Raw genomic sequence first — 22880 nt, 5'->3', positions numbered from 1 at the left:
TTTTCGCCAGGCAGAGAGCGGCGTTCGGGCAGAGGAAGGCAGAAGGCAGCACATGAGGAAGACGGTGAAGGCGGTCAAGAGGCCCTTCGGCGCCCTGACCGACGGCGTCGAGGTCTCCAGCTGGTTCCTGGAGAACGGCGGCACCCGGCTGACGGTGCTCTCCTGGGGCGGCGTCGTCCAGTCCCTGGAGATCCCGGACCGGCACGGCCGCCACGCCAACGTCTGCCTCGGCTTCGACCGCATCGAGGACTACGTCGCCAGGACCCCGTACTTCGGCGCGCTGATCGGCCGCTACGGCAACCGCATCGGCGCGGGCCGGTTCACCCTCGACGGCACGGCCCACCAGGTCGACGTCAACGACGGCGCGAACAGCCTGCACGGCGGCGCGACGGGCTTCGACAAGCAGCTCTGGGACGTCGAGCCGTTCACCGACGGCTCCGACGTCGGCCTGTGCCTGTCCCGCACGAGCGCGGACGGCGAGATGGGCTACCCGGGCACGCTCGACGTGAAGGTCACGTACACCCTCACCGAGCGCGGCGAGTGGCGCATCGACTACGAGGCGACCACCAGCAAGGCGACCGTCGTCAACCTCACCAGCCACGTCTACTGGAACCTGGCCGGTGAGGGCAGCGGCACGATCGAGGAGCACGAGCTCACGATCGCCGCGAGCCGTTACACGCCCACCGACGCGGGCCTGATCCCGACGGGCGAACTGGCGGACGTCTCCGGCACGCCCTTCGACTTCCGCACGCCCAAGACGATCGGCCGGGACCTCCGGGCCGGTCACCTCCAGCAGCTCCACGCCCAGGGCTACGACCACAACTGGGTCCTCGACAAGGGCGTCACGGCCGAGCCGGCGCACGTGGCCACGCTGCGCGACCCGGGCTCCGGCCGCACCCTGAAGATCGCCACCGACCAGCCGGGCCTGCAGTTCTACTCCGGCAACTTCCTGGACGGCACGCTCGTCGGCACCGGTGGCCGCGCCTACCGCCAGGGCGACGCCCTGTGTCTGGAGACGCAGGGCTTCCCGGACTCGCCGAACCGGCCGGAGTTCCCCTCCACGGTCCTGCGACCCGGCGAGACGTACCGGACGACGACGATCCATACGTTCGGCACGTTCGATACGTTCGAATAGCGCTAAGACGGTGTACGCGTGCCCAGGGTTCCCGAACCCAAACAGGAACTCACACTGATTTCACACGCGTTGAACAACACCCCGCCAGCATGCGTATGTAAGAGCGGCCCGCGCTCCCCCGCGCGGGCCACCCAATGACGACGGGCCCGGTCGTCCCCGCCGGGCCCGCCCCATACGGAGGTTCCATGGCCGACAACGTCTCCTCGTTGTTCCGCAACACTGCGGCCCACAGTCCGTCGATGGCGGCACTGACTCGCGAGGGCGGCGAGGGGGTCGGCCCGGTGGACTTCTGCATCCCCTGCAACCCGTACTTCCCCACCCCGGCCATGATGGACACCATGTCCGCGAAGCTGCGGGACATCGTCACGTTCTACCCCAGCGGCGCCGACACGATCACGGCCGAGCTCTGCAACCTGCTCCAACTCCCGCCGCAGGCCGTCGCCATGGGCAACGGCTCGACCGAGCTGATCACCTGGATCGACCACCTGCTGGTCCGTGAGTCGCTGGCCATCCCCGTGCCCACCTTCGGCCGCTGGACCGACCAGCCGATGGAGACCGGCAAGCGGGTCGACATGTTCCCGCTCCAGGAGTCCAGCGGCTTCGCCCTGGACCTCGCGCAGTACGCCGAGTTCATCCGCAGCCGCGGCACCAAGGTCGCGGTCATCTGCAACCCGAACAACCCCGACGGCGGCTTCCTGCACAAGCACGCGCTCGTGCAGTTCATGGACGCGATGGCCGACCTGGACCTGATCATCATCGACGAGTCGTTCCTGGAGTTCGCCGACGCGGAGCAGGAACCGAGCGTCGTGCAGGAGGCGATGATCCGGCCGAACGTCATCGTGCTGCGCAGCCTCGGCAAGAACTTCGGTCTGCACGGCATCCGCTTCGGCTACATGGTCGCCAACCCGTCGCTGGCCGGCCGGGTCCGCTCGATGCTGCCGAAGTGGAACCTCAACGCCTTCGCCGAGTACGTGGTGTTCATGCTGAAGGAGCACGGCCCCGAGTACGCGCAGAGCCTGATGCAGGTGCGCCGGGACCGGCTCGACATGGCGAGCCAGCTCAGCGCGCTGCCGGGGCTGACCGTCTACCCCTCCCAGGGGAACTTCCTCTTCGTGCGCCTTCCCGTCGGCGCCGAGGGCACCGTGGTCCGCGACCGGCTGCTCGCCGAGCACCGCATCCTGATCCGCGAGTGCGGCAACAAGATCGGCTCGTCGAGCCGCTTCGTGAGGCTCGTGGTGCGCCCCCAGGTGGACGTACGTCGCCTGGTGACCGGCCTGGAACAGGTGCTCTACGGGACCAGGCGGGGAACTGCCGTGCCCGAGCTGAGCCCCGGAATCAGCTACAGCTCGGGTACTGCGGCGGTCGACCGGCTGGTCACCAACGGGGCCGGCATGCCCGGCCTTGCCGCTCAGGCCATGGGCATGAGCGCCCAGATGCCGGGGCTGGTCGCCGCCGCCCCGGCGATGGCCGCCCCCGCGATGGCCCCGATGATGGCCCAGTCCGCACCGTCCGACGGCATCGGGATGCCGATGCCGGCCGCGGCACAGGTCTTCCCCCAGCCCGTGCAGATGCCGGCACCGGTGCCCGCCCCGCAGCCCATGGCCCCGGCGCCGATGGCCCCCGCGGCGATGGCGCCCGCAGCGATGGCGCCCGCCATGGCCCCGGCCGCCCAGGCCCCGCCGATGGGCCCGACCCCGACCGGCGTCCCGGCCCGCGGCGGCCTCACCGCCGCCCAGGTCAGGGGCACCAACGGCCTCTCCCCCGCGGCCGCCACCGGCTGGCCCAACGCCCAGAGCTGGCCGAACGCGGCGGGCATGGGCCAGGTCAGCTAGTCAGTCACATCTTCGTGGGCGCGGGCGCGCTGCACGGCCTTCGGCCGGCAGCACGCCCGCGCCCGTCCTTGTGGTCGCCAGGAGTCATCAGGGAACAATCCAAGCGGTGCCACAGGGCTCACTACACGGTCAGAGAGGTGTGCCGGTAGTACTCCGCAGCTCGGCGAAGAGCCTCGTCCAAGGCGGCCAGGCCTTCGGTGTGCCGCCATTCCTGGGTGCCGTTCCCACAGGCCCGCCAAATCTCGACGTATGCGTCGCCGAGTTCCGCGGCCTTCTCCAGGATCTCGTCGAAGACGTCGTCCGGGATCTTCTCCTTGTCCTGGTCAAGGAACCTGGCGTTCAGCTCCTGATGAGCGATGAGCAGTTCACCCACGCGCCGCAGGTGCCGACCGCCGACATTCGGGCTGGTGATGATCTCGGCCCAGGTCCTGGCGTACACGGAAGGCCAGCTCATTCACCCTCCCCTCCTGATCATTCCCCATGGTAGGGACCCGTACTGTTGCCGACCGTCGTACTGGCCGACGACGGCGGGCTCCTCGGTGATCACCTGCTCGACAGTGCGTGAGCGCCCGTCAGCCATGTCGATGCGCCGACCCCACGAGCTATGCCGTCAGGAGTCGGACGGCTGGCACTGGTGCCAATTCTCGCCCCGCCGGTCACCGCCGAGTTCGTCGGGCCACGGTGTACGCGGTTGGGCCGGTGAGCCCTCTGTCTGCGCCGTCGCTCATGTCCAGGACCTCGAAGCCGACATCCTCCGCGTAGCGTTCCAGCTCGCGGGGGAACAGGACGCGCCTGCGGATCTCGTCTCGGGCCTCGTCGCCCGAGGGGAGCGCCCAGTGCCGGTGCATGGTGTTGATCTGGGTCCGCAGGTCCCACGTGTGGCGGATGGTGACGGTCGCGGATCCCGTCGGGGTGTCCACCGTGGCGGTGGTCGGCTCGGGCCGGGTGATCGGGGCGACGGGGGAGCACAGCACGAGCAGTGCTCCTGGCCGGGCGTGGGCGGCGAAGGTGGCGAAGACCTGGCTGATCGCCTCGTTGTCGTGCACGTAGGCGAGGCTGTTACCCATGCACGTCACCACGTCCATGCGCTTGCCGAGTCGCGCGGTGCGCATATCGCCGATGCGGATGTCCAGCCCGGGCCGGGCCTGGTGGGCGTAGTCGACCATGCCGGGCTGGAGGTCCACGCCGATGCATTCGAAGCGCTTGGCGAGGATCTCCAGGTCGCGGCCGGTACCGCATCCGAAGTCGACGAGGGTCCGGGCGTCCGGCCGGTGCAGCTCGATCAGGGTCTGGCACATTCCGGCGCTCGTGCTGTCGGACTGGACGACGTCGTAAAGTGCCGGATCGCGGTACAGGAGGTTGGTGGCTTCCACGTGCTCGGCTTCCGTGTCGGGGCTGGTCACATGAGGCTGCGCAGCCCGACCTCCAGGGCGAGCACATCGCACAGCAGATCGGGGACGACCGGCGCGGAGTCGGCGCTCCTCCCCGCCTTGGCGAGAGCCTTGCCGTCAACGTAGCCGAGATCCACCAGGATGGACTCCTTCAGCATGTCGTCCAAGACCGGCAAGCCGTGGGAACGTAAACCCTTCTCCAGGACAGCCAGGAAGTTCTCCGGTTCGGTCGGCGCGGCCACCCACTCGGGCAGCCCGGCCCGTCGGATCCGCTCCCGGAACAACGCCTTGCCGCGCTTGTGCTCGTGCGGCAGCTGCTCCATGAACCGCACGATCCGCGGGTGCGCGAGCGGACTCACCGGCCAGATTCCGGCCCGGAGGAATCCGGGGTTGTGCATCCCGAACGCCATCAGGGTCGGTACGGGCAGCACTGGGATGGGAGCCAGGTGCTCGTTGACTTCGGCGAGCGCTCGGATTGCTTTGTCGCCGAGCCACGGCACGGGTTCCGGCGTCGGCAGTTCGGCCCGTGTCCTGGAGTGGTGGGCGTTGACCTCGTCCCCGCCGCTACCGGTGAACATGACCTCGCACCGCCGGGCCGCTGCCTGCTCGCGCACGACATCGAACGCCTCCTGGTAGAAGGCTCCCGCAGGATCGTGTGGCCTGCGCAGAGCGCGCACGCCTCCGGGGCAGAAGGGTGCGTGCTGCATGGCAGGGGTGGCCGTGTCCCGGAAGCCGCAGTGCTCCACAAAGGCTCGGCGCCGCTCGCCCTGTTGCCTGCCGGTGCTTCCTCCCACCAGCAGGCCGAAGCTGTGCGCCTCGGGGAAGCGGGCGGCTTTCACCGCCAGGGCGACGTTCCCGGAGTCCGCGCCTCCGGACAGTTCGACGCCCACGCATCCGGTTGCCGTCGGCGCCTGGCCGATTACGTCGGTCAGCAACTCGTCCAGAGCGGCGAGTGGATCAACTCCGAGCCGGAGCGTACGTGGCTCAAGTACGTGCTCGGCGGGCTCGGGGTAGTGGATGCTGAGTCCCGAAGTGGTGAACGTGGCCGCTGCCCGTTCGGTGAGGCGGTAGACGCCTTCGAAAAGTGTCTCGGACGTGTAGCGGTGCTGCCTCGTCAGCGTGCGGGCGACAACGCGCGCCACCAGGCGGTGGGCCTGCATATACGGTCGCAGTAGTGTCAGGTCCCAAGAGGCGTGCAGCTCGCCGGCCTTCTCTGTCAGATAGAGCGGCGCTGTGCCGAAGACACCCGCCGCCAGGCGGGCTTGTCCGGGCTCCATGGTGAGTGCGACGAAGTCGGCCTCGGCCCGCTTGCACTCCTTCACGCGGACCCGTACGCGCGGCGCTTGGTCATCGTTGACCTCCATGACCAGAGTGGACACGTTCGCGGGCTCGATCCAGCTCTCGCCATTGGTCCAACGGCCTCCCTCTGATCTCCATTTGGGCTCCTGGAGATCGGCCAGGCGCAGACGCATCGACAGCATGTAGTCCCCTTCCCATGTCGTGCGGCGGGGCGGGGCCGCGAACGGCCCCGCCCCGCCTGGCGTCAGCCCTGGATCACTTGCTGCAGTGGTCGCCGTTGTTGTCGCCACCGCCCGGCATCTTGTCGAGCAGCGCGGCCTCGACGGCCGGGACGCCGGTGATCAGGTCGCCGGTGAACAGTTCGTCCACGTTCATCGTTCTCTCCCTTACGGTTTTCAGTGGACTCCACGGCGGATGCTGCGGAGTTGGACCCGTCCGGCTGCCGGACCCTTGCGAAGAAGGCAGCCGAGCGGGGTGCCCACCGCTTCCGGCGGCGGGCCCTCCCTCGTCACAGGTGGGGAGCCTGGATGCGCGACGGGGAGGAGTCAGGTGGGTGTGGATGCGGCGGCCACGCCAAGGACGAAGCCGACCGGTCCCGAGACGGTGATGATCAGGAGTGGTCCGGCGTAGCGGCCGACGGCTGCGGCCAACCGGTTCACAGCCGCTCTCCACGGCTGCGCTCGTTGGCCTCGCGTACTGCGGCGCTCAGCCTCTCCGCGCCGTACTCAGGTGTGGCACTGCGGTGCTGCGGGCAGCGACACGGCGAGAATCGATTCAGACCCGGCGGCAGGTCCGCGCCCTCGTAGGTGTCGATCCTCAACACCCCGTCCATGCCCCGCTCCTCAGTCAGCCGGGCCAGACGGGCCCGCGCTTCGCTTCTCATTCCTCAGCCCTTCGGACGACGGCTGCGGCGAGGTCTCGCCGTTCCCTGCTGTCTCTACGCAACCGCACGACCACGCTCAGCGGTACCGTTGCCGCAGCACCAGGACTTGAAAGCCTTGAAAGTTCGCAAGGGCACGGGGAGTTGGGGCATGGCCAAGCGTGAACCGAACGCGGCGCTCGGGCGCATGCTCACCGAAAGCCGCTGGACTCACCGCCAGTTCGCGCGGGCGGTGAACCGCGTCGGCACGGAGACCGGAATCCCCTTGCGCTACGACGAGTCGGCGGTGAGCCACTGGCTGGGCGGCACTGTCCCGCGCGATGCGGTGCGCGCATGCGTACTCGAAGCCCTCTCCCGCCGCCTCGGCCGCCCCGTCACCCATGCAGAGGCGGGACTGCCCGTTCCACGCGATCGCTCCTCCACCGCTGCGGATACCGTGGAAGGGGTGATCGACCTGGGGAGGCTGGATATGGACCCGTCCCGCCGCAGTGTCCTGGGTGTCGGCCTGTTCTCCGTGGCCGTCACCGTTCCCGGCTGGCGGGATGTGGTCGGGCGTGCCGATGCCGTTCAGTCCGGCCGAACGACGCACATCGGCATGAACGAAGTGGACATGGTCGTCGCCATGACCGAGCGGGTCTCAGACCTGGACGACGAGTTCGGGGGCCGTCACGCCCGCCCCATGGCGGCCGCGTTCATGGTCAACACCGTGGCCTCCTACCTGCGCGCCGACGCACCCGAGGACGTGCGCAAGGCGATGCTGTCCGCCGCCTCGGACCTGCTCTACCTGACCGGCTTCATGGCCGTGGACGAAGGGCTGCACGGTCTCGCGCAGCGCTACTACGTCAAGGCCCTGGAGCTGGCGGGCGCGGCCGAGGACCACCTGACGTACTGCACCACCCTGCGGGGCATGAGCGTCCAAGCGGTCGACATCCGCCACGGGGCGAAGGCCATGGAGCTGGCCGATGCCGCTGCCGCCGCCTCCCCGAAAGCCGGCCCTCGGATGCTGGCCTTCCTCGTCGGCCAGCAGGCGCACGCCGCCGCGCAGAGCGGCGACCGTGCGGGCGCGCTGCGCTACATCCGGGAGGCCGAGGCGGCCATGGAACGTGCCGAGTCACGCGGCAAGGCGTTCGGCTCGTACGATCCCTCTTCGCTCAACTACCACGTCAGCCAGGTACGTTACGAACTGGGCGACAAGGCCGGAGCCGTCGAAGCCATGCAACAAGCGGACCGGCTCCGCCCCAGCGTGTACCAGCGCACACGAGTACACCGTCGTGGCCTGCTGGCCGAACGGCAGCTGGAACTCGGCCACCTGGAAGCGGCCTGCGCCACCTGGCACCAGGCCCTCGACGACTACCCCAAGGTGCAGTCCGGCCGCGCCGACGACCGCGTGAAGGCGATGTTCGGCCTCTTGCGCCCTCATCTGAAGAACACGACGGCACTCGACCTGTACGACCGAGCACGGACGATCGCACCACCGTCGCTGGTCACCTGATCCCCGTCGCACCTTCAAGCCCAGCGCAGCCCGGACGATGCGGACGGCGACGGGGGTCTCCGACGGCGGCGCCGAGCCGGGGACGACGACGGTGAACACCGCGGCGGGCTTGGAGTTCCGCACACGGGCCGTGCGGGCGCTGCCGTCCTCCGGGGTAACCGGAGGGCGGCGGTCTTGTGTCGACACTTGCCCGGCAAGTAACTTGACGCGCACTCACTTTGCCTAACTGACAGCCTCCCTACAGGAACCGTTTCTACGGTGCCGTGTTCATGACAGACATGACGGGAAACCCCAACGGAACCCCCCACCCATCCGATCGCCCCATCGAGCACCCCATCGGCCGGCGCACCGTGCTGATCGCCTCGGGCGCCACCGCCGCGACGCTGGCCGTCGGCGCCACGGCCGCCGTCACCGCGCCGGCCGCCGAGCAGCAGCCGGACACCGCCCCCGTCGCCGCCGCGGCCGTCTGCACCCTCACGAAGGAGATGACCGAAGGCCCCTACTACCTCGACGGACAGTACGTCCGCGCCAACATCACCGAGGGCAAGGCGGGCATCCCGCTGAAGCTGAACCTCACGGTCGTCGACGACGACACCTGCGTGCCCCTCTCCAACGCACTCGTGGAGATCTGGCACGCCGACGCCCTCGGCGAGTACTCCGGCTTCGTCGGCGCCAACGGCCACAACGAGCCGGACAGCGGCACCTTCCTGCGCGGCGGAGTCCTGACCAACTCCAGCGGCGTCGCCGCGCTCACCACGGTCTACCCCGGCTGGTACCGGGGCCGCTGCATCCACATCCACATCAAGGTGCACACGAACGTCACCCTGACCTCGGACGGCTCGTTCACCGGCGGCCAGGAACTGCACACCGGTCAGCTCTTCTTCAGCGAGACGATCACGACCGCCGTCGCGGCCGTCTCCCCGTACTCGACCAACACGGTCACCCGCACCACCCTCGCCCAGGACTCCATCTACGACGACGGTGGCGCCGCCTCGGGCCTGGTGACCCTGACGGCCCTGGGCAGTTCGACGTCCTCGGGCTACGCCGGGACGCTGACGCTGGGCGTCGAGAGCTGACCCGCAGCACCACCTGACCGGCTGGGCGTCACCGAGTCGCGGTGACGCCCAGTCGGCGTTCCGGAGGAGGGCCGTGAGCCGCTAGAACAGGTCCTGGCGCGGGCTCACTTGGCCGGGCACTGCTGCCAGGCCATGTGGTAGATCGTGCTGAGGTCGCCGTCGGTCGAGTCCATGGTCATGAAGCTGACCTTGCTCGGCGACGAGGTGCCGGCGTTGACCCGGAGCTCGGTGTTGATGTTGAAGTTGCGCTGAACTCCACAGGGGGCCCAGACCAGTTGGGCCCAGTCCGTGGTGTCGGTCGCCTGCCAGCTGTCGTTGAGCGAGCCGCTGAAGTTGTGGTTCTTGAACACCGTCTGCGACGAGCCCTGGAAGTAGTACGAGGCCCGCTGGACGGCGCTCGCGCCGGACTGGAGCGAGGCGTAGCCGCGGTAGTCCGCCTTGGCGATCGCGTACGTGAAGCCCGACGGGACGTGCACGACCAGGTTGAGCTGGCAGTTCTTGCGGAAGGCGGTGGGGTTGGAGCTCCCGCCGACCTGGGCGAGGTAGTCGCTGTAGGTCACGGTGAACGCGGTGTTGTCCTCGGAGACGGCGACCGCCGCCGTACCGGCCGGGCAGCCGGAGCCGTTCACGGTCGCGACGTCGATGACGATCCGGTCCGGCGGCGGGTTGTCGAAAACGGGGGACGAGTTCTGCGCGGGTATCGCCGCGGTGATGAGAGCGGCGACCGCGCCGCCCAGGAGCAGCCCACTTGCCATGATCTCTCCTTCGATCGAAGGGTGGGGGGTGGCAGCGCCCGGCTCCACGCGGCGCCGGCTCCACGGAGAATCCGTGAAGCCGAAACTGTGAAGCTGCTGTGAAGAACCGGGGCGATCGCATCGTAGGGAGCCCCCTGAACCACAGTCAGGTCGAACTCCGGCCATTCACCCGGGCCCGTTCACACCTCGACCAGGCGCAGGGCGGAAACCGCGGAGATCACGAGCCGGGGGCCGAACTCCTTCGCTCCGGCGATCCGGGCTCCGTCGCGGCTGATGCCGACGAGATCGACGACGAGGTCGGGAATGTCCAGCAGCGGCGTCAGGTCCAGTGACTGAGGGGCCCGCGAAGCGGGGTCGAACGACAGGTGCAGCCGGCGCAGCCCGGGGAACACCCGCCGCAGCTGGGACAGATGGCCGTACTCGATGAGGCCGGACAGCTCCAGGCTGCGGATCTGCGGCAGTGGGGCGGCCGGCGCCAGTTCCTGCACTGAGCGGACGGCCAGCGCCAGGTCCTCGACCTGCGGGGACCGGGACAGCGCCTGCACGATCTCCGGAACGTCCCGGCCCGCGATGTCCGCGTGCAGCCGGCGCAGGCTCGCCCAGCCGTCGAGATCCGCGAGCCAGTCGTCGTGTTCCGACGTCACGCTCAACTCGCGCACCCCGCTGTGCGGCCGCATGGCCGCCCAGCCGCCCCTCGGCACGCCGAAGAGGGCGAGTCCGCGCAGTTCGCGCATCCCGGCCAGCAGAGCGAACTGCTCCTGGGAGAAGCCCTGGACCCGCAGGGAGAGCGAGGTCAGCTTCAGGTCGGGCAGCACCCGCAGATCCCGCAGGGAGATGCAGCCCGACAGCACGAGAATCCGCAGATCGTCGCGCTCGCGCAGGAATTCCAGATGCCGCACCGCCGCGTTGGCCCGCAGTTCGAGCTCTTCGATCCCGTGCGCCGGAAGCGTGGCGTCGAGCTCCTCCGCCGAGTGGGAGCCGCTGACGACCAGCCGCCGGATGGCCCCGAACCGGGTGAGACAGGCCAGCTCCGAGCTCGTCCGGACCCGAAGCACCGGACAGTGCATCCCCGCCAGCACGTCCCGGGCGTACTCCTCGGTGGGCTGCAGAGCCCAGCCCGTCACCACGTCCCGTCGGACGTCCTCGGCCGGGTGCGGGGCGAATCGTCGGAGCGCCTGCCGTGCTCGTGCCGTGCGGATCCGCACGAGCACCGCGACGATCTTCCTGGCGGTCTCCTCGCTGAGGCCGTCCGGCCCTGGCAGCGTCTCCACGCCCCAGTCGCCCAGCTCCGTGACCTCGCTGACCTCGGTGCCGCCCTGCGGCGGCATCAGGCTGCGGACCCGCTCCCGCACACCGCCCATCAGCCGCTCGTCCAGCGACAGCAGACTCGTCGCGCAGCGCGCCGCCAGCAGATGGAAGTGCCACCGCTGCGCCCGCTTCGGGACGGCGTCCCCGCGCCGGACCAGTTCCTCGACGAGGTGCTGGGCGTCCTTGCGCGTGGCATGCCCGACGGCCAGGACGATGACGTCGCTCCACGTCTCGTCCTCCGCGTGCTTCAGCAGCTCCAGGACGTAGCCGCTCTCGTGGAGCTCCTTCGCGGCGAGGTAGTCCTGGAAAGTGCGGTGGATGAACTCGATGGTGTCGTCCGTGCGCTCCCGGAGCAGCCCGCTGCGGTGGAGCAGGAAGAGCAGCACCCGCTCGGGCGTCTCCTCGTCGCGGAGCTGGTCCACGTCCCGTATCGCCGGTTCGAGCTGCCGGAGGGCCTGGGCGCGGGTCATCTGCTGCTGTCCGGTGCGCACCAGCCAGACGGCGAGCCGCTGGAGCAACTCGTGCTGCAGATCGGAGTCGAGGGTGACGTGGTCGGTGTGCAGGACGCCCCGTCCGGCGTCCCGGCCGCCGAGGAGCATCGCGAGGGCGGCCCGGTACAGCGACCAGCGGGTGGTGGGCAGCAGGCCCCGGCGACGGCGGTGCAGCGCGCAGATCACGGCGCACAGCAGGGGTGTGCGGGCCATGTCGCGCAGCGCGGCGTTGCGGCCCAGCTGGTGGATCAGGTCCTGCTCCAGGGTGGTCAGCAGCTCCCGCTCGTCGACGCCGCGCCGGGTGTCGAAGAGGTGGTCGCACTCCAGCCGGGCGGCGTCGTGCCAGGCGCCGACGAAGGTGGTGATGTCCTCGTCGCTCATGGGGAGCAGCGTCAGCTCGGCGAAGCCGTCCTGCGCCAGCCAGTCCTTCTCGACGGCGTTGGGGCGGACGGTCGCCAGACAGCGGGTGAACTGGTAGCGGTCCAGGAGGGCGGAGAGCCAGCGGCGGGCCTCCTCCCGCTGCCGGCCCGGGACCTCGTCCAGCCCGTCCACCAGGAGCAGGGCCCGGCGGGCTTCCAGCACCCGGCGGGTCCAGCCGTGGGGTGCGCCGTCCGTGATGCCCCGGCCGACGGACGGCAGCTCCGAGACCGTGGGGAAGCGTCCGCCGCGCGCGTACATCTCGCGCAGCGGGATCACGAAGGGGACGAGACCGTTGAGTTCGGCGAGTTCCGGCCCGAGGGTGCCGTTCGCCGCATGCGCGGCGAGCCACCAGACGAGGGTGGTCTTGCCGGCCCCGGCCTCGCCCCGCAGCAGCACGCGGGGCCGAGCGGTCAGCAGGCTGTCGATGCGCTGCGGCGAGGTGTCGGACGCCCGGGAGCCGCTGTCGGCGAGGACCCGGGGCTCGTCGGCCTGCAGGCTCAGATAGGCGGTGTCGAGATCCCAGCGCGATTCGCTCCTGCCGAGATCGTCGATGCCGAAGATCTCCGTCTTGCGGTACTGCGAACTCAGGTCGGCCGCATAGCGGTTCTCGAACAGCTGGTCCTGGGGATGGACCTCGGTGACCGCCTCGAACCAGGGGATCCCGAAGCCCGAGCTGCGCGACACGCTCAACGCCGCCTCGATCGGGGCGGCTTCGATCCGCAGGTGATTGCGGCCGCGCGGTACCTGGGTCACGACGCCGAGCAGCACCTCCCCGGCGAAGACCGGCGCACCCGACAGCCCCTGCAACGGCGAGGCCTCGCCGCCGAGTTCCGCCGCGGCCGGCCGGTCGAGTTCGCAGACCAGGAGGTCGCGCATCCGTCCGGCCAACGGCAGCACGGTCGCCCGGTACTGGTCGAACTCCAGCTCCTCGCCGCGCTCCCCGTAGCGCTGGACCCCCGGGAAGCCGACGATCTGGCAGTGCGGGACGGGCTGGACGGTGTCGATCCGGCCGTTGCGGAAGACGCCCAGCGCGGCTTCGCTCTCGGGCGCGATCACCCGCTCCCTGGCGTGCAGCAGCGCGACGTCGAAGGACTCGTCCGCCCACTCGACCGTGCACTCCACCGCCGAGCCGGACGGGTGGATCACCTCGATGAGGTCGTGCCCTTCCACCAAGTGCCGGGCCGTCAGCACGAAGTGGGTGTCGACGAGCACCCCGCTCCCCTGGCCGTCGGCCCGCACGGCGACGACCCGGCCCAGCGCCGTCCCTGCGATCACCGCCCGTCACCGCTGCGCCCGAAGCGCGCCACGCTCCCCCTGTTCTCGTTCCCGACCTTCCACGGCTGCCCGGTGCGCGCGTCCAGGGCCTTGAGGGTGACCGCGACCTTGTGGGTGCGGGAGCTGCCGCCCCGGGCGTCCGCCCCCGCCTCGATGACGTAGGCCTTCACCTTGAGGCCGCCCGCGGTCTCCTTGCGGATCTCGACGGTGAACTCCAGCTCGATGTCACCGAGTTCGAAGACGACGTCCTGCCCGCCGGCGCGGCTCGCGGCCGTGATCAGCTCGTCCCGTACTGCCTGCACTGCGTCGGCCAGTTCGACGCGGTCGTCTGCCATGGGTCCCCCTCGGGTCGGTGCGGCGCAGCCCCACGCTAGAGAGATCGCGGATCTCGCGCCCGGTGTTTCGCCATGTCCGAGCCGCGTCCGGGCCATGTCCGAACTAACGTGGAAAGAACGGCAGTTGACCGTTGCATCCCCAGGTCCCGCACAGCCCCGCATCAAGGATTTCCTCAGGTCCGCTTCTAACTTCCTCTGCATGACGGGAAACACCGAGCACCACGACGAGTCCATCGACACCGACGACAACCAGCCGGGCAGGCACCGGCTCGACAAGAGCATGAAACGGCGCCGCGTCCTGATCGGCGGCACCGCGGTCGCCGCCGCCGGCGGCCTCGCGGTCGCCGGGTTCGCCTCGGCGTCCGACAGCACCCCCGAGACCACCGCGGCCGCCGAGGCCGAGGCCACGACCACCGCGTCCAGCGGCGTCTGCACCCTCAACGCCGAGGTCACCGAGGGCCCGTACTCCCTGGACGGCGCCCTCGTCCGCGAGGACATCCGGGAGGACAAGGAGGGCTTCGAGGTCCAGTACACCTTCACCGTCGTCGACCAGGCCAACGACTGCGCGCCGCTCGCCGACGCGCTGGTCGAGATCTGGCACTGCGACGCGCTGGGCGAGTACTCCGGCTTCGTGGGCGGCAACGGCCACACCGAGGAGGACAACGGCACCTTCCTGCGCGGCGGTCAGATGACCGACGCCAACGGCCAGTGCAGCATCACCTCGATCTGGCCCGGCCACTACGTCTCCCGCGCCGTGCACGTCCACATGCGGGTGCACACCGAGGTGACGCTCACCGACGACTCGTACACCGGCGGCGACGTCATCCACACCGGTCAGCTCTTCTTCGACGCCGACATCAACGAGGAGATCCAGGCGACCTCGCCGTACTCCGCGAACACCACCAAGGAGACGGCCCTGGCCGACGACAGCATCTACGACGACGGCGGCGCGTCCTCCGGGCTGCTCACCCTGACCGCCCTCGGCTCCAGCGTGTCCGACGGCTACAAGGCGACCCTGACCGTGGGCGTCGACTCCGCCTGACGCCTGACCGGCACGCGCGAACCCCCGCGGCGCGAACCCCCGCGGTGCGAGCCGCCGCTTCACGAGAGCGGCGGCCCGCACCTCGGCTGGGTCGTTCGGCTGCTGCGCCGTCGTGGCTGGTCGCGCAGTTCCCCGCGCCCCTAAAAACGCCTAGGGGTTCTCCCAGGCCGCGGGTTCCGCTGCCAGGTCCTTCACCGGGGTCGGCAGGGCGTCCGCGGCGATGTCGGCGATCGTGACGCCCTCCAGGACGCGGCGCACGTTCGCCCGCAACGCGATCCACAGCGGCAGCAGGGGCTGCGCGGAGCCCGTGTACGTCAGGCCCGTGGGACGTTCGCCGCGTACGGACACGATCGGGCCGTCCACCGCCCTGATCACGTCCGCCACGGTGATCGCCGCCGGATCACGGGCCAGCCGGTAGCCGCCTCCGCCGCCGCGTCGGCTGTCGACGATCCCGCCGCGCCGCAGATCGCCGAGGATCCCCTCCAGGAACTTGTGCGGAATGTCCTGCTCGGAGGCGATCTGCTCCGCCTTCACCGGGTCGCCGCCGCCCTGCCGCACGGCGAGCTCCAGCACCGCCCGCACCGCGTAGTCCGCCCTTGCCGAGATCCTCATGCCCCCTATTGTGAGGTCATCCCCGCACCGGATCCCGTCAGGCCAGCCTGATCACGTTCCAGGACAGCGGCTCCAGCGTCGCCGTCAGCCGGCCGTCCGTCAGCGCGGTTCCCTCCGCCGGGTGCGGGGCGACGCGGTCGGGGTCGGCGAGCGTGTTGCGCGCGTCCGGGTCGGCGTCCGCGAGCACGCTGTGCTCGACGACCGTCGTCAGGTCCAGCCCGTTCAGCCCGACCTGGAGGGGCAGCGCCTCGGTGCGGCTGCGGTTGACGGCGAAGACGGTGACCGTGCCGTCCTCGGCGCGGACGGCGGTCGCGTGCAGCAGGTCCGCCTCGCCGTACTTCGCCGTCTCGTACGTCGGCGAGTCCACCCGCACGTCGAGGACCGTGCCGCGGCCGTACTTCGAGGCCTGCGCGAACGGGAAGAACGTCGTCTGCCGCCAGGCCGGGCCGCCCGGCTCGGTGAGGATCGGCGCGATCACGTTGACGAGCTGGGCGAGACAGGCGACCGTCACCCGGTCGGCGTGCCGGAGCAACGCGATGAGGAGCGAGCCGAAGACGACCGCGTCCATGACGCTGTAGTTGTCCTCCAGGAGGCGGGGAGCCTCCTCCCAGTCGCGCGCGCCGGAGTTCTCGATCGCGTGCCACCCCGAGATGTACCAGACGTTCCACTCGTCGAAGGAGAGGTTGATCTTCTTCTTCGACTTGAGCTTCGCGCCGATGTGGTCGCAGGTCGCGACGACGTTCTCGATGAACGACTCCATGTCCACGGCGGAGGCCAGGAAGGAGTCGACGTCGCCGTCCTGCGGCTCGTAGTAGGCGTGCAGGGAGATGTAGTCGACCAAGTCGTACGTCTCGGCGAGGACCTTCGCCTCCCACTCGGCGAAGGTCGGCATGGACTGGCTGGAGGAGCCGCAGGCGACGAGTTCCACTGACGGGTCCAGCTGGCGCATGGCGCGAGCGGTCTCGGCGGCGATGCGGCCGTATTCCTCGGCGGTCTTGTGGCCGGTCTGCCAGGGGCCGTCCATCTCGTTGCCCAGACACCACAGCTTGATCCCGAAGGGGTCCTTGTCGCCGTGGTCGGCGCGCAGTTCCGAGAGCGCCGTGCCGGCCGGGTGGTTGGCGTACTCCTGGAGTTCCAGGGCCTCCGCCACGCCCCGCGTGCCGAGGTTGATCGCCATCATGGGCTCGGCCTGCGGGCCGACCTTCTTCAGGAAGGCGATGTACTCGGAGAGTCCGAAGCGGTTCGTCTCCGTCGAGCGCCAGGCGAGGTCCAGGCGGCGCGGGCGGCTCTCCACCGGGCCCACCGAGTCCTCCCACTTGTAGCCGGAGACGAAGTTGCCGCCGGGGTAGCGGATGGCCGTGACGCCGAGTTCGCGGACGAGCTCCAGGACGTCCTGGCGCAGGCCGGCCTCGTCGGCGGTGGGGTGGTCCGGTTCGAAGAGGCCCGTGTACACACAGCGGCCGAGGTGTTCCACGAAGCTGCCGAAGAGCCGGGGGTTCACTTCGCCGATGGTGAACGCGGGGTCGAGGGTGAAGTGGGCGGTGTGCATGTGCGCCTTTCGTTCTGTTTCCAGTCGGCAAGATTGTTCGACATTTCGGATCACGCTCGTGGCCTCGAACGGACCGTAAATTTCGAAGCGCTTGCACGTCAATGCTTTCGACAGGATCTCTGATAGCGCTTTCTACCGTGGAGTCCTCGACGACTTCTCGTGACGGGGACACGACCAGCCGCGTAGTCTCGAACAGGCCGCCGTACAGCGGTCGAGAAGGGGGAGCGATGGACGTCGCGGGCGCGCGCGGGAAGGCGGCCCGGATCGCCTCGGTACTGCGGCGCGCGAGGACCGGACCCGCCATGCGCGAGCTGACCGGCGTTCTCTCCGCCGCGTTGCGGGCGCGCCCCTGCCGGCCCTGCGGTGTACGGGACGTCTGCCGGGCCCTGTGCGAGGAGATGGCCGCGCTGCGCGGCGGACGGCCCGTCGAACTGCGCTTCGAGCGCTTCCCCGACGCCTTCGAGGTGACCGGGCTGTGGGTGGAGTTCCAGGACTTCGACCTGGTCATCGTCGAGGAGCGGGCCGAGGACGTGCAGCAGCTGGTCATCCTCGGCCATGAGCTGTGGCATCTGCACGCCGGGCACCGGCATCACCACCACGGCGTCGGCACGGCCGCGGCGGGCGTCCTGGCCGACCGGATCGCCGACCGCTCCGACTGGGCCTCCATCGCGCTGACCGTCGCCGCCCGCAACGGCTCCCGGGCGGACGACGAGGCCGAGGCCGACGACTTCGGGCACCGGCTCGCCGCCCGCGTCCGGCGCTACCTGACCGACTCCCCGGCGACGGTCTCCGGGCCCGCCCGATCCGCGGGACACACCGGACCGGCAGGGTCGGCAGGGTCGATAGGACCGTCGGGCTCCGCCGACCTCGCCGCCGAGACCTCCGCGGTCCAGCGGACCCTCGGCTACCGCGGACGCCGGGGTGCGACACGGTGAGCCACGGGATGTACATCTCGTTCTGGCTGCCGACCGTGGTCCTGGGCGCGGCCCTCGCCATCAAGCTGCCCAGCATCCTCAAGCTCTGGCGGGACCCGCTGCTGCGCGCCGTCGGCGGTCTGCTGGTGTTCGCCTGCGCGGTGTTCGTGTTCGCGGCCCCGAAGACCATCGCCTGGACCAACCGGGTCACCGGCGTGCCGAACATCGCGGCCCCCTGGGTGTACTCCCTGCTCACCGCGCTGTCCGCGTCCTGGCTGCTGCTGATCATCGCCTGGCGCAACGGCCGCACCGAGCGCTCCGCCCAGACCCGGCGCGCGACCCGCTGGGTGGTCTCCGTCTACGCGGGCGTGGTGGTCGCGCTGTGGGTGCTGTTCGCGCTCGCCGACGTCCCCGTGGAGCAGATCCAGGACCTGGACACCTACTACGCCAACACGCCGTTCATGCGCGAGGAGATCCTGCTCTACCTGCTCGCGCACACGGTGGCCTGCTCGGTCACCGCCCGGCTCGTGTGGAACTGGAGCCGCACCGACGGCCTCGACGCCTGGCTGCGCTGGGGCCTGAGGTTCCTGGGGGCCGGCTATGTGACGAACCTGGTGTTCAGCGCGGCGAAGCTGACGGCCGTCGCGGCCCGTTGGACCGGACACGACCTGGACTGGCTGAACACCAGCATCGCGCCGTCGGCGGCCTGTATCGCCGCCACGCTGGTCGCGATCGGCTTCATCGTCCCGCACGCCGGGCAGTACCTCCAGGAGCGGTGGCGGATCCGCCGCCGGTACCGCAGCCTCAAGCCGCTGTCCCGGCTGATCCGGTCCGTCGCGGGCGGGCGCGAGCCGTTCGACCTGCGCGCCACCCCGGAACTGCGGCTGATCCGCCGCGAGACGTTCATCCGCGACACCCTCCTCCAACTGGCCCGGCACCTCGACGACGACCTGCGCGCCCGGTCCTACGAAGCCGCCGTCGCCCTCGGCTTCGAGCGCGGCGTCGCCCAGACGCTGGCCGCCGCGGTGACGCTCCTGGACGCCGTCGAGGCGAGGGAGCAGCAGTCCCGGCCGCCCGCACAGCCGCCCGCGCAACTGCCCGTACAGCCGCAGCCGCCCGCGTCCGTGCGGAAGCCCGTGCCGGAGCGCCCCGCCTCCACGGCCGCCGCTCCCTCCCCCCTCTCCACCTCACCCTCCCCCTCCCCCTCCGCCGCTTCCCCGTCCTCCCCGCCCTGCGCCGACACCACCTACCTCCTGCGGGAGATCCAGGCCGTGTCCCTCGCCCTGCGCCATCCCGACGACATCCAGGCGGTGCGCGCCCGCGCGAACGCCCCGGCAGAGAGCTTGTCCACGCATGAGTGAACCCTCCAACCCCGCCAGAACCGCCGTAGTCCTGGGGGGATCCCATGCGGGCATGCTCGCGGCACGCGCCCTGACGGGCCTCGCCGACCGGGTCGTCGTCGTCGAGCGGGACGTGCTGCCCGACGGCCCCGCGCCCCGCAAGGGCCTGCCGCAGGCCCGCCACGCCCACATGCTGTGGTCGGGCGGGGTGCGGGCGGTGGCGGAGCTGCTGCCGGACGTCGTCGAGGCGCTGCAGGCCGCCGGGGCGCGCCGGTCGCCGGTGACGACGGACATGGTCGTGCTGGGCCCGCGCGGCTGGTTCCGCCGCTGGCCCGAGTCCCACCATGTGATCCTGGCCGGCCGTGACCTCCTGGACGCGACGATCCGCGCGCAGGTCGTCGCGGACGACCGGGTCGAACTGCTGTCCGGAACCGAGGCGGTGGGGCTCGTGGGCGACGCGGGGGCGGTCACCGGGGTGCGGGCGCAGGAACGATCCGGCGTGGAGCGGGTGATCCCGGCCGGGTTCGTCGTCGACGCGACCGGGCGGGGATCGCGGGCCGAGGGGTGGCTGGGGAAGCTCGGGCTGCCGCCGGCGGAGCGGCGCGAGGTGGACTCCGGGCTGGCGTATGCGAGTCGGCTCTATCTCGCGCCCGAGCAGGCGCGGTCCGGGTACCCGATCGTCAACGTGCAGCCCGACCCGCGGGACGGCCGGCCCGGGCGGGCGGGGTTTCTGCTGCCCATCGAGGACGGCCGCTGGATCGTCACCCTGAACGGCACCCGGGGCGGCGAACCCTCCGCCGCGAACGACGACTTCGTCCGCTTCGCCCGTGAGGAACTGCGCCACCCCGTCATCGGGCAGCTCCTGGAACAGGCCGAGCCGCTGTCCGACGTGTCGTACACCCGGACCACCGTCAACCGCCGGCACTTCTACGAGCGGATGCGGGCCTGGCCGGAGAACTTCGCCGTCCTCGGGGACGCGCTCGCCGCGTACAACCCGCTCTACGGCCACGGTCTCGCGGTCGCCGCGCAGAGCGCGGTGGCCCTGCGGGACGTCGTCCGGCGGCACGGGTGGGGTTCGCCCGGGCTGGCCCGTCGCGTCCAGAAGGCGGTGGCCCGGCCGGCCCGGGCCGCGTGGGACCTCGCGGTCGGCCAGGACGTGTTCTACCCGGGCGCGACCGAGAACGGGCCGACGCTGCAGGACCGGCTCCAGTCGGCGTACGTCGGCCGCCTGATGCACACGGCCACCGGCAGCGGCCGGATCGCCCGCCGGGTGACGGACGTGACCTCGCTGGAGCGCGGCCCGCAGGTGCTGTTGACTCCGTCGGTCCTGGTGGCCGCCGCCGTGGGGTCGCTGAAGCCCGCGTTGAGCGGACCGCCGCTGTCGGGAGACGAACTGAAGCGGGCGGGGTTGCAGTAGCGCGTGCCGCCGGGGCCGGCGTGTGCCGGGTGCCGACCTCGGTGGGTCGGAAGCCGCCCCGGCGGCACGACTGGCCGTGGCCGCGGGGTGTCAGCCTTGACGGGGATGCGGTACCGCGGTCCGCCAGGACACCGGGGAGAGCCCGCGGGCCGGCGCGTGCCGGTGCCGACCTCGGTGGGGCGGCTTCCGCCCCGGCGGCACGACTGGCCGCAGTCACGAGCTGTCAGCCTTGACGGGGATGCGGTACCGCGGTCCGCCAGGGCACCGGGGAGGGCCCGCGGGCCGGCGCGTGCCGGTGCCGACCTCGGTGGGTCGGAAGCCGCCCCGGCGGCACGACTGGCCGTGGCCGCGGGCTGTCAGCCTTGACGGGGATGCGGTACCGCGGTCCGCCAGGGCACCGGGGAGGGCCCGCGGGCCGGTGCCGACCTCGGTGGGGCGGAAGCCGCCCCGGCGGCACGACTGGCCGTGGCCGCGGGCTGTCAGCCTTGACGGGGCTGCGGTAGCGCGGTCCGCCAGGGTGCGCGGGCCGGCGATTGCCGGGGGCCGCCGCGCCCTCGCTCCCCCCGCTCTCGGCTTCGCCCGAACAGGGGGACCCCATCGCCCCGGCGGCACGGCGGTCTGTGGCTGCGGGGTGTCAGCCGTTGAACGGGGGCTGGGCCACGCCCTTTCCCGCTCCCGGGATCACCAGGAGGGAGCCCGCCACCGGGTGGGGGGCGGTCAGGCCCACCCGGGCCGTGGTGATGTACAGGTCCGTCAGGTCCGGGCCGCCGAACGCGCAGGCCGTGACGCGGGGCGTCGGCAGGGCGATCACGCGGTCCAGTGCGCCGTCCGGGGTGTAGCGGCGGACCGCCGCCCCGTCCCACAGCGCCACCCACACACAGCCGTCGGCGTCGACGGTCAGGCCGTCGGGGAAGCCCGCGCCGTCCTCGATCTCGACCAGGGGACGGCGGCCGGACACCCGTCCGTCCGGCGCGCGGTCGAAGACGTCCACGCGGCGGGTCGGCGAGTCGATGTAGTACATCAGCGTGCCGTCCGGGCTCCAGCCCGTCCCGTTGCTCACCGCCACGTCGTCGAGGATCGGCTCGACCGCGCCGTCCCCCGTGAACCGGGACAGGGTGCCGCCGCCGGGCGCCTCGTCGTAGCGCATGGTGCCGGCCCACAGGGAGCCGTCGGGGGCCACGGCCGCGTCGTTGGCGCGGCGGCCGGGGACCGGCTCGTGGTGCAGCCAGCGGAAGCCGCCGTCGGCGTCGAGCAGGCCCACGCCGTCCCGCAGATTGAGGACCAGGCCGCCGCCGGCGCGGGGCTTGGCCGCGCCCACGTGCTGGTCGGTCACCCGGACCGTGCGGCGGCCGGTCGCGGGGTCGTAGGTGTGCAGCCGGGAGCCGAGTATGTCGAGCCAGAGCAGCCGGCCGGCGGACGGGTCCCAGGTCGGGCCCTCGCCGAGGGTCGCCTCGGCCCGGACCGCGACCTCGTAGGACGTGCGGGTCGTCGTCATGCCACGCTCCGGTAGCCCAGGAGCTCGGAGAGCTCGGCCGCGCCCTTCATGGCGAGCTGCTCCAGCTCGACGCGGCGCTCGTCGCTCCAGCGGATCATCGGCACCGAGATGGACAGGGCGGCGACGACCTGACCCGTGCGGTCGCGCACCGGGGCCGCGACACAGCTGACGTCCGGATTGGACTCGCGGCTCTCGACGGCGACCCCTCGCTCGCGGATCTCCGCCAGGGCCGCGCGCAGGGCGTCGGGCTCGGTGATGCTGTTGGGGGTCATCCGGACGAGGTCGGCGTCGGCCGGGATGCGCGCGCTGAACTCCGGCTCGGAGAGCGAGGCCAGCAGCATCTTGCCGACGGAGGTGCAGTGGGCGGGCAGCCGGCGGCCCGCGGCCGAGACCATCCGCACCGCGTGCGTCGAGTCGACCTTGGCGATGTAGATGACGTCGGCGCCCTCGAGGATCGCCACGTGGACTGTCTCGTCACACGTTTCAGCGACGGTGCGCGCGACCTGCTGACCCTCGGCGGCGAGGTCGAGCTGCTCCGCGTAGCGGCTGCCGAGCTGGTACGGGCGGACGCCCAGTCGGTACCGTCCGGGCTGTCCGGGCACCGGAACGATGTACGACCGCGCCGAGAGCGTGGTCACGAGTTCGTGCACGGTGGTGCGCGGAAGCTGGAGCTTGCGCACTATGTCGGGGGCGGAGAGCGAACCGTCCCCGTCGAGGAAGAGCTCGAGAATGTCGAGCGCTCGGGTCACGGCAGGTACGAGGCGTCCCATGTCCGGCCCCCTCCCTTAGCTGGTGGTCTCAGGGCCTGTGTTCGAGATTTCA

19 protein-coding genes are annotated in these 22880 nt (G+C 71.0%); 8 read left to right on the top strand and 11 right to left on the bottom strand.

Annotated elements, in window-relative coordinates; all coding sequences use genetic code 11:
- Positions 1 to 52: 52 nt before the first annotated feature.
- Together ACWCPF_RS06245 and ACWCPF_RS06240 are read left to right on the top strand one after the other, a co-directional pair.
- Positions 53 to 1135 carry an aldose epimerase family protein gene (locus tag ACWCPF_RS06245; RefSeq protein WP_451043768.1) on the top strand — a complete coding sequence of 361 codons (1083 nt, stop codon included), beginning with the start codon at positions 53 to 55 and terminating at the stop codon, positions 1133 to 1135.
- 185 nt (positions 1136 to 1320) lie between these two features.
- The gene (locus ACWCPF_RS06240; RefSeq protein ID WP_451043767.1) at positions 1321 to 2967 is read left to right on the top strand and encodes a pyridoxal phosphate-dependent aminotransferase; all 1647 of its coding nucleotides are present in this window, start codon (positions 1321 to 1323) and stop codon (positions 2965 to 2967) included.
- Positions 2968 to 3088: 121 nt separating this feature from the next.
- Here ACWCPF_RS06240 and ACWCPF_RS06235 read toward each other — a convergent pair whose 3' ends face one another.
- The 4 genes from ACWCPF_RS06235 to ACWCPF_RS06220 all read right to left on the bottom strand — a co-directional run bounded on the left by ACWCPF_RS06235 (position 3089) and on the right by ACWCPF_RS06220 (position 6540).
- Complete coding sequence (locus tag ACWCPF_RS06235) at positions 3089 to 3421, bottom strand: hypothetical protein (protein WP_451043766.1); 333 nt, start codon at positions 3419 to 3421, stop codon at positions 3089 to 3091.
- A gap of 202 nt (positions 3422 to 3623) precedes the next feature.
- Complete coding sequence (locus ACWCPF_RS06230) at positions 3624 to 4370, bottom strand: class I SAM-dependent methyltransferase (RefSeq protein WP_451043765.1); 747 nt, start codon at positions 4368 to 4370, stop codon at positions 3624 to 3626.
- Positions 4367 to 5722 carry an asparagine synthase-related protein gene (locus ACWCPF_RS06225; RefSeq protein WP_451043764.1) on the bottom strand — a complete coding sequence of 452 codons (1356 nt, stop codon included), beginning with the start codon at positions 5720 to 5722 and terminating at the stop codon, positions 4367 to 4369. The genes ACWCPF_RS06230 and ACWCPF_RS06225 overlap by 4 nt, the downstream gene beginning before the upstream one ends.
- A 590-nt stretch (positions 5723 to 6312) precedes the next feature.
- Positions 6313 to 6540 (bottom strand): hypothetical protein, encoded by a 228-nt coding sequence (locus tag ACWCPF_RS06220; protein ID WP_451043763.1) that lies wholly within the window; start codon positions 6538 to 6540, stop codon positions 6313 to 6315.
- 148 nt (positions 6541 to 6688) lie between these two features.
- On the opposite strand from ACWCPF_RS06220, the gene ACWCPF_RS06215 reads away from it, so the two are divergent.
- Positions 6689 to 8029 carry a tetratricopeptide repeat protein gene (locus ACWCPF_RS06215; protein ID WP_451043867.1) on the top strand — a complete coding sequence of 447 codons (1341 nt, stop codon included), beginning with the start codon at positions 6689 to 6691 and terminating at the stop codon, positions 8027 to 8029.
- Positions 8030 to 8307: 278 nt separating this feature from the next.
- Positions 8308 to 9105 (top strand): intradiol ring-cleavage dioxygenase, encoded by a 798-nt coding sequence (locus ACWCPF_RS06210; RefSeq protein ID WP_451043866.1) that lies wholly within the window; start codon positions 8308 to 8310, stop codon positions 9103 to 9105.
- A 104-nt stretch (positions 9106 to 9209) separates the two neighbouring features.
- On the opposite strand, the gene ACWCPF_RS06205 is transcribed toward ACWCPF_RS06210, so the two are convergent.
- From ACWCPF_RS06205 to ACWCPF_RS06195, 3 genes are all read right to left on the bottom strand, one after another.
- A complete protein-coding gene (locus ACWCPF_RS06205; RefSeq protein ID WP_451043762.1) occupies positions 9210 to 9860 on the bottom strand; it encodes a DUF4360 domain-containing protein in 651 nt (216 codons plus the stop codon).
- A gap of 179 nt (positions 9861 to 10039) precedes the next feature.
- Positions 10040 to 13354, bottom strand: a complete 3315-nt coding sequence (locus ACWCPF_RS06200; protein ID WP_451043761.1) for an NACHT domain-containing protein — start codon at positions 13352 to 13354, stop codon at positions 10040 to 10042.
- Positions 13351 to 13689 carry a trypco2 family protein gene (locus ACWCPF_RS06195; protein WP_451043760.1) on the bottom strand — a complete coding sequence of 113 codons (339 nt, stop codon included), beginning with the start codon at positions 13687 to 13689 and terminating at the stop codon, positions 13351 to 13353. The genes ACWCPF_RS06200 and ACWCPF_RS06195 overlap by 4 nt, the downstream gene beginning before the upstream one ends.
- Positions 13690 to 13888: 199 nt before the next feature.
- Here ACWCPF_RS06195 and ACWCPF_RS06190 point away from each other — a divergent pair, with 199 nt between their 5' ends.
- The gene (locus tag ACWCPF_RS06190) at positions 13889 to 14731 is read left to right on the top strand and encodes an intradiol ring-cleavage dioxygenase (protein ID WP_451043759.1); all 843 of its coding nucleotides are present in this window, start codon (positions 13889 to 13891) and stop codon (positions 14729 to 14731) included.
- A gap of 150 nt (positions 14732 to 14881) precedes the next feature.
- On the opposite strand, the gene ACWCPF_RS06185 is transcribed toward ACWCPF_RS06190, so the two are convergent.
- Both ACWCPF_RS06185 and arfA read right to left on the bottom strand, forming a co-directional pair.
- Positions 14882 to 15343, bottom strand: coding sequence for an RrF2 family transcriptional regulator (locus ACWCPF_RS06185; RefSeq protein ID WP_451043758.1), 462 nt, complete (start codon positions 15341 to 15343; stop codon positions 14882 to 14884).
- A gap of 37 nt (positions 15344 to 15380) precedes the next feature.
- Positions 15381 to 16892, bottom strand: coding sequence for an arabinosylfuranosidase ArfA (gene arfA, locus ACWCPF_RS06180; RefSeq protein WP_451043757.1), 1512 nt, complete (start codon positions 16890 to 16892; stop codon positions 15381 to 15383).
- Between the two features lie 227 nt (positions 16893 to 17119).
- Here arfA and ACWCPF_RS06175 point away from each other — a divergent pair, with 227 nt between their 5' ends.
- The 3 genes from ACWCPF_RS06175 to ACWCPF_RS06165 are packed head-to-tail and all read left to right on the top strand — an operon-like array spanning position 17120 to position 20563.
- A complete protein-coding gene (locus ACWCPF_RS06175) occupies positions 17120 to 17827 on the top strand; it encodes a toxin-antitoxin system, toxin component family protein (RefSeq protein WP_451043756.1) in 708 nt (235 codons plus the stop codon).
- A gap of 8 nt (positions 17828 to 17835) precedes the next feature.
- On the top strand, positions 17836 to 19167 hold the full coding sequence (locus ACWCPF_RS06170; RefSeq protein ID WP_451043865.1) for an MAB_1171c family putative transporter: 1332 nt from the start codon (positions 17836 to 17838) through the stop codon (positions 19165 to 19167).
- Complete coding sequence (locus ACWCPF_RS06165) at positions 19160 to 20563, top strand: NAD(P)/FAD-dependent oxidoreductase (protein ID WP_451043755.1); 1404 nt, start codon at positions 19160 to 19162, stop codon at positions 20561 to 20563. Before ACWCPF_RS06170 ends, ACWCPF_RS06165 begins: the two co-directional genes overlap by 8 nt.
- Positions 20564 to 21197: 634 nt before the next feature.
- Here the strand turns inward: ACWCPF_RS06165 and ACWCPF_RS06160 are convergent.
- The gene (locus ACWCPF_RS06160; RefSeq protein WP_451043754.1) at positions 21198 to 22058 is read right to left on the bottom strand and encodes an SMP-30/gluconolactonase/LRE family protein; all 861 of its coding nucleotides are present in this window, start codon (positions 22056 to 22058) and stop codon (positions 21198 to 21200) included.
- Positions 22055 to 22828: an IclR family transcriptional regulator gene (locus tag ACWCPF_RS06155; RefSeq protein ID WP_451043753.1), complete on the bottom strand. Its 774-nt coding sequence runs from the start codon at positions 22826 to 22828 to the stop codon at positions 22055 to 22057. Before ACWCPF_RS06155 ends, ACWCPF_RS06160 begins: the two co-directional genes overlap by 4 nt.
- Positions 22829 to 22880: the final 52 nt, after the last annotated feature.

The organism is Streptomyces sp. NPDC001858, from assembly GCF_053594615.1.
This window is presented reverse-complemented; position numbering and strand designations above follow the sequence as displayed.

Bases quoted from the DNA above. Each gene is read 5' to 3' on its own strand.
- ACWCPF_RS06155 (WP_451043753.1), bottom strand. From the start codon at position 22,828: ATGGGACGCCTCGTACCTGCCGTGACCCGAGCGCTCGACATTCTCGAG.
- ACWCPF_RS06245 (WP_451043768.1), top strand. From the start codon at position 53: ATGAGGAAGACGGTGAAGGCGGTCAAGAGGCCCTTCGGCGCCCTGACC.
- ACWCPF_RS06195 (WP_451043760.1), bottom strand. From the start codon at position 13,689: ATGGCAGACGACCGCGTCGAACTGGCCGACGCAGTGCAGGCAGTACGG.
- ACWCPF_RS06210 (WP_451043866.1), top strand. From the start codon at position 8,308: ATGACGGGAAACCCCAACGGAACCCCCCACCCATCCGATCGCCCCATC.
- arfA (WP_451043757.1), bottom strand. From the start codon at position 16,892: ATGCACACCGCCCACTTCACCCTCGACCCCGCGTTCACCATCGGCGAA.
- ACWCPF_RS06235 (WP_451043766.1), bottom strand. From the start codon at position 3,421: ATGAGCTGGCCTTCCGTGTACGCCAGGACCTGGGCCGAGATCATCACC.
- ACWCPF_RS06240 (WP_451043767.1), top strand. From the start codon at position 1,321: ATGGCCGACAACGTCTCCTCGTTGTTCCGCAACACTGCGGCCCACAGT.
- ACWCPF_RS06185 (WP_451043758.1), bottom strand. From the start codon at position 15,343: ATGAGGATCTCGGCAAGGGCGGACTACGCGGTGCGGGCGGTGCTGGAG.
- ACWCPF_RS06165 (WP_451043755.1), top strand. From the start codon at position 19,160: ATGAGTGAACCCTCCAACCCCGCCAGAACCGCCGTAGTCCTGGGGGGA.
- ACWCPF_RS06190 (WP_451043759.1), top strand. From the start codon at position 13,889: ATGACGGGAAACACCGAGCACCACGACGAGTCCATCGACACCGACGAC.
- ACWCPF_RS06215 (WP_451043867.1), top strand. From the start codon at position 6,689: ATGGCCAAGCGTGAACCGAACGCGGCGCTCGGGCGCATGCTCACCGAA.
- ACWCPF_RS06175 (WP_451043756.1), top strand. From the start codon at position 17,120: ATGGACGTCGCGGGCGCGCGCGGGAAGGCGGCCCGGATCGCCTCGGTA.
- ACWCPF_RS06205 (WP_451043762.1), bottom strand. From the start codon at position 9,860: ATGGCAAGTGGGCTGCTCCTGGGCGGCGCGGTCGCCGCTCTCATCACC.
- ACWCPF_RS06170 (WP_451043865.1), top strand. From the start codon at position 17,836: ATGTACATCTCGTTCTGGCTGCCGACCGTGGTCCTGGGCGCGGCCCTC.
- ACWCPF_RS06225 (WP_451043764.1), bottom strand. From the start codon at position 5,722: ATGGAGGTCAACGATGACCAAGCGCCGCGCGTACGGGTCCGCGTGAAG.
- ACWCPF_RS06220 (WP_451043763.1), bottom strand. From the start codon at position 6,540: ATGAGAAGCGAAGCGCGGGCCCGTCTGGCCCGGCTGACTGAGGAGCGG.
- ACWCPF_RS06160 (WP_451043754.1), bottom strand. From the start codon at position 22,058: ATGACGACGACCCGCACGTCCTACGAGGTCGCGGTCCGGGCCGAGGCG.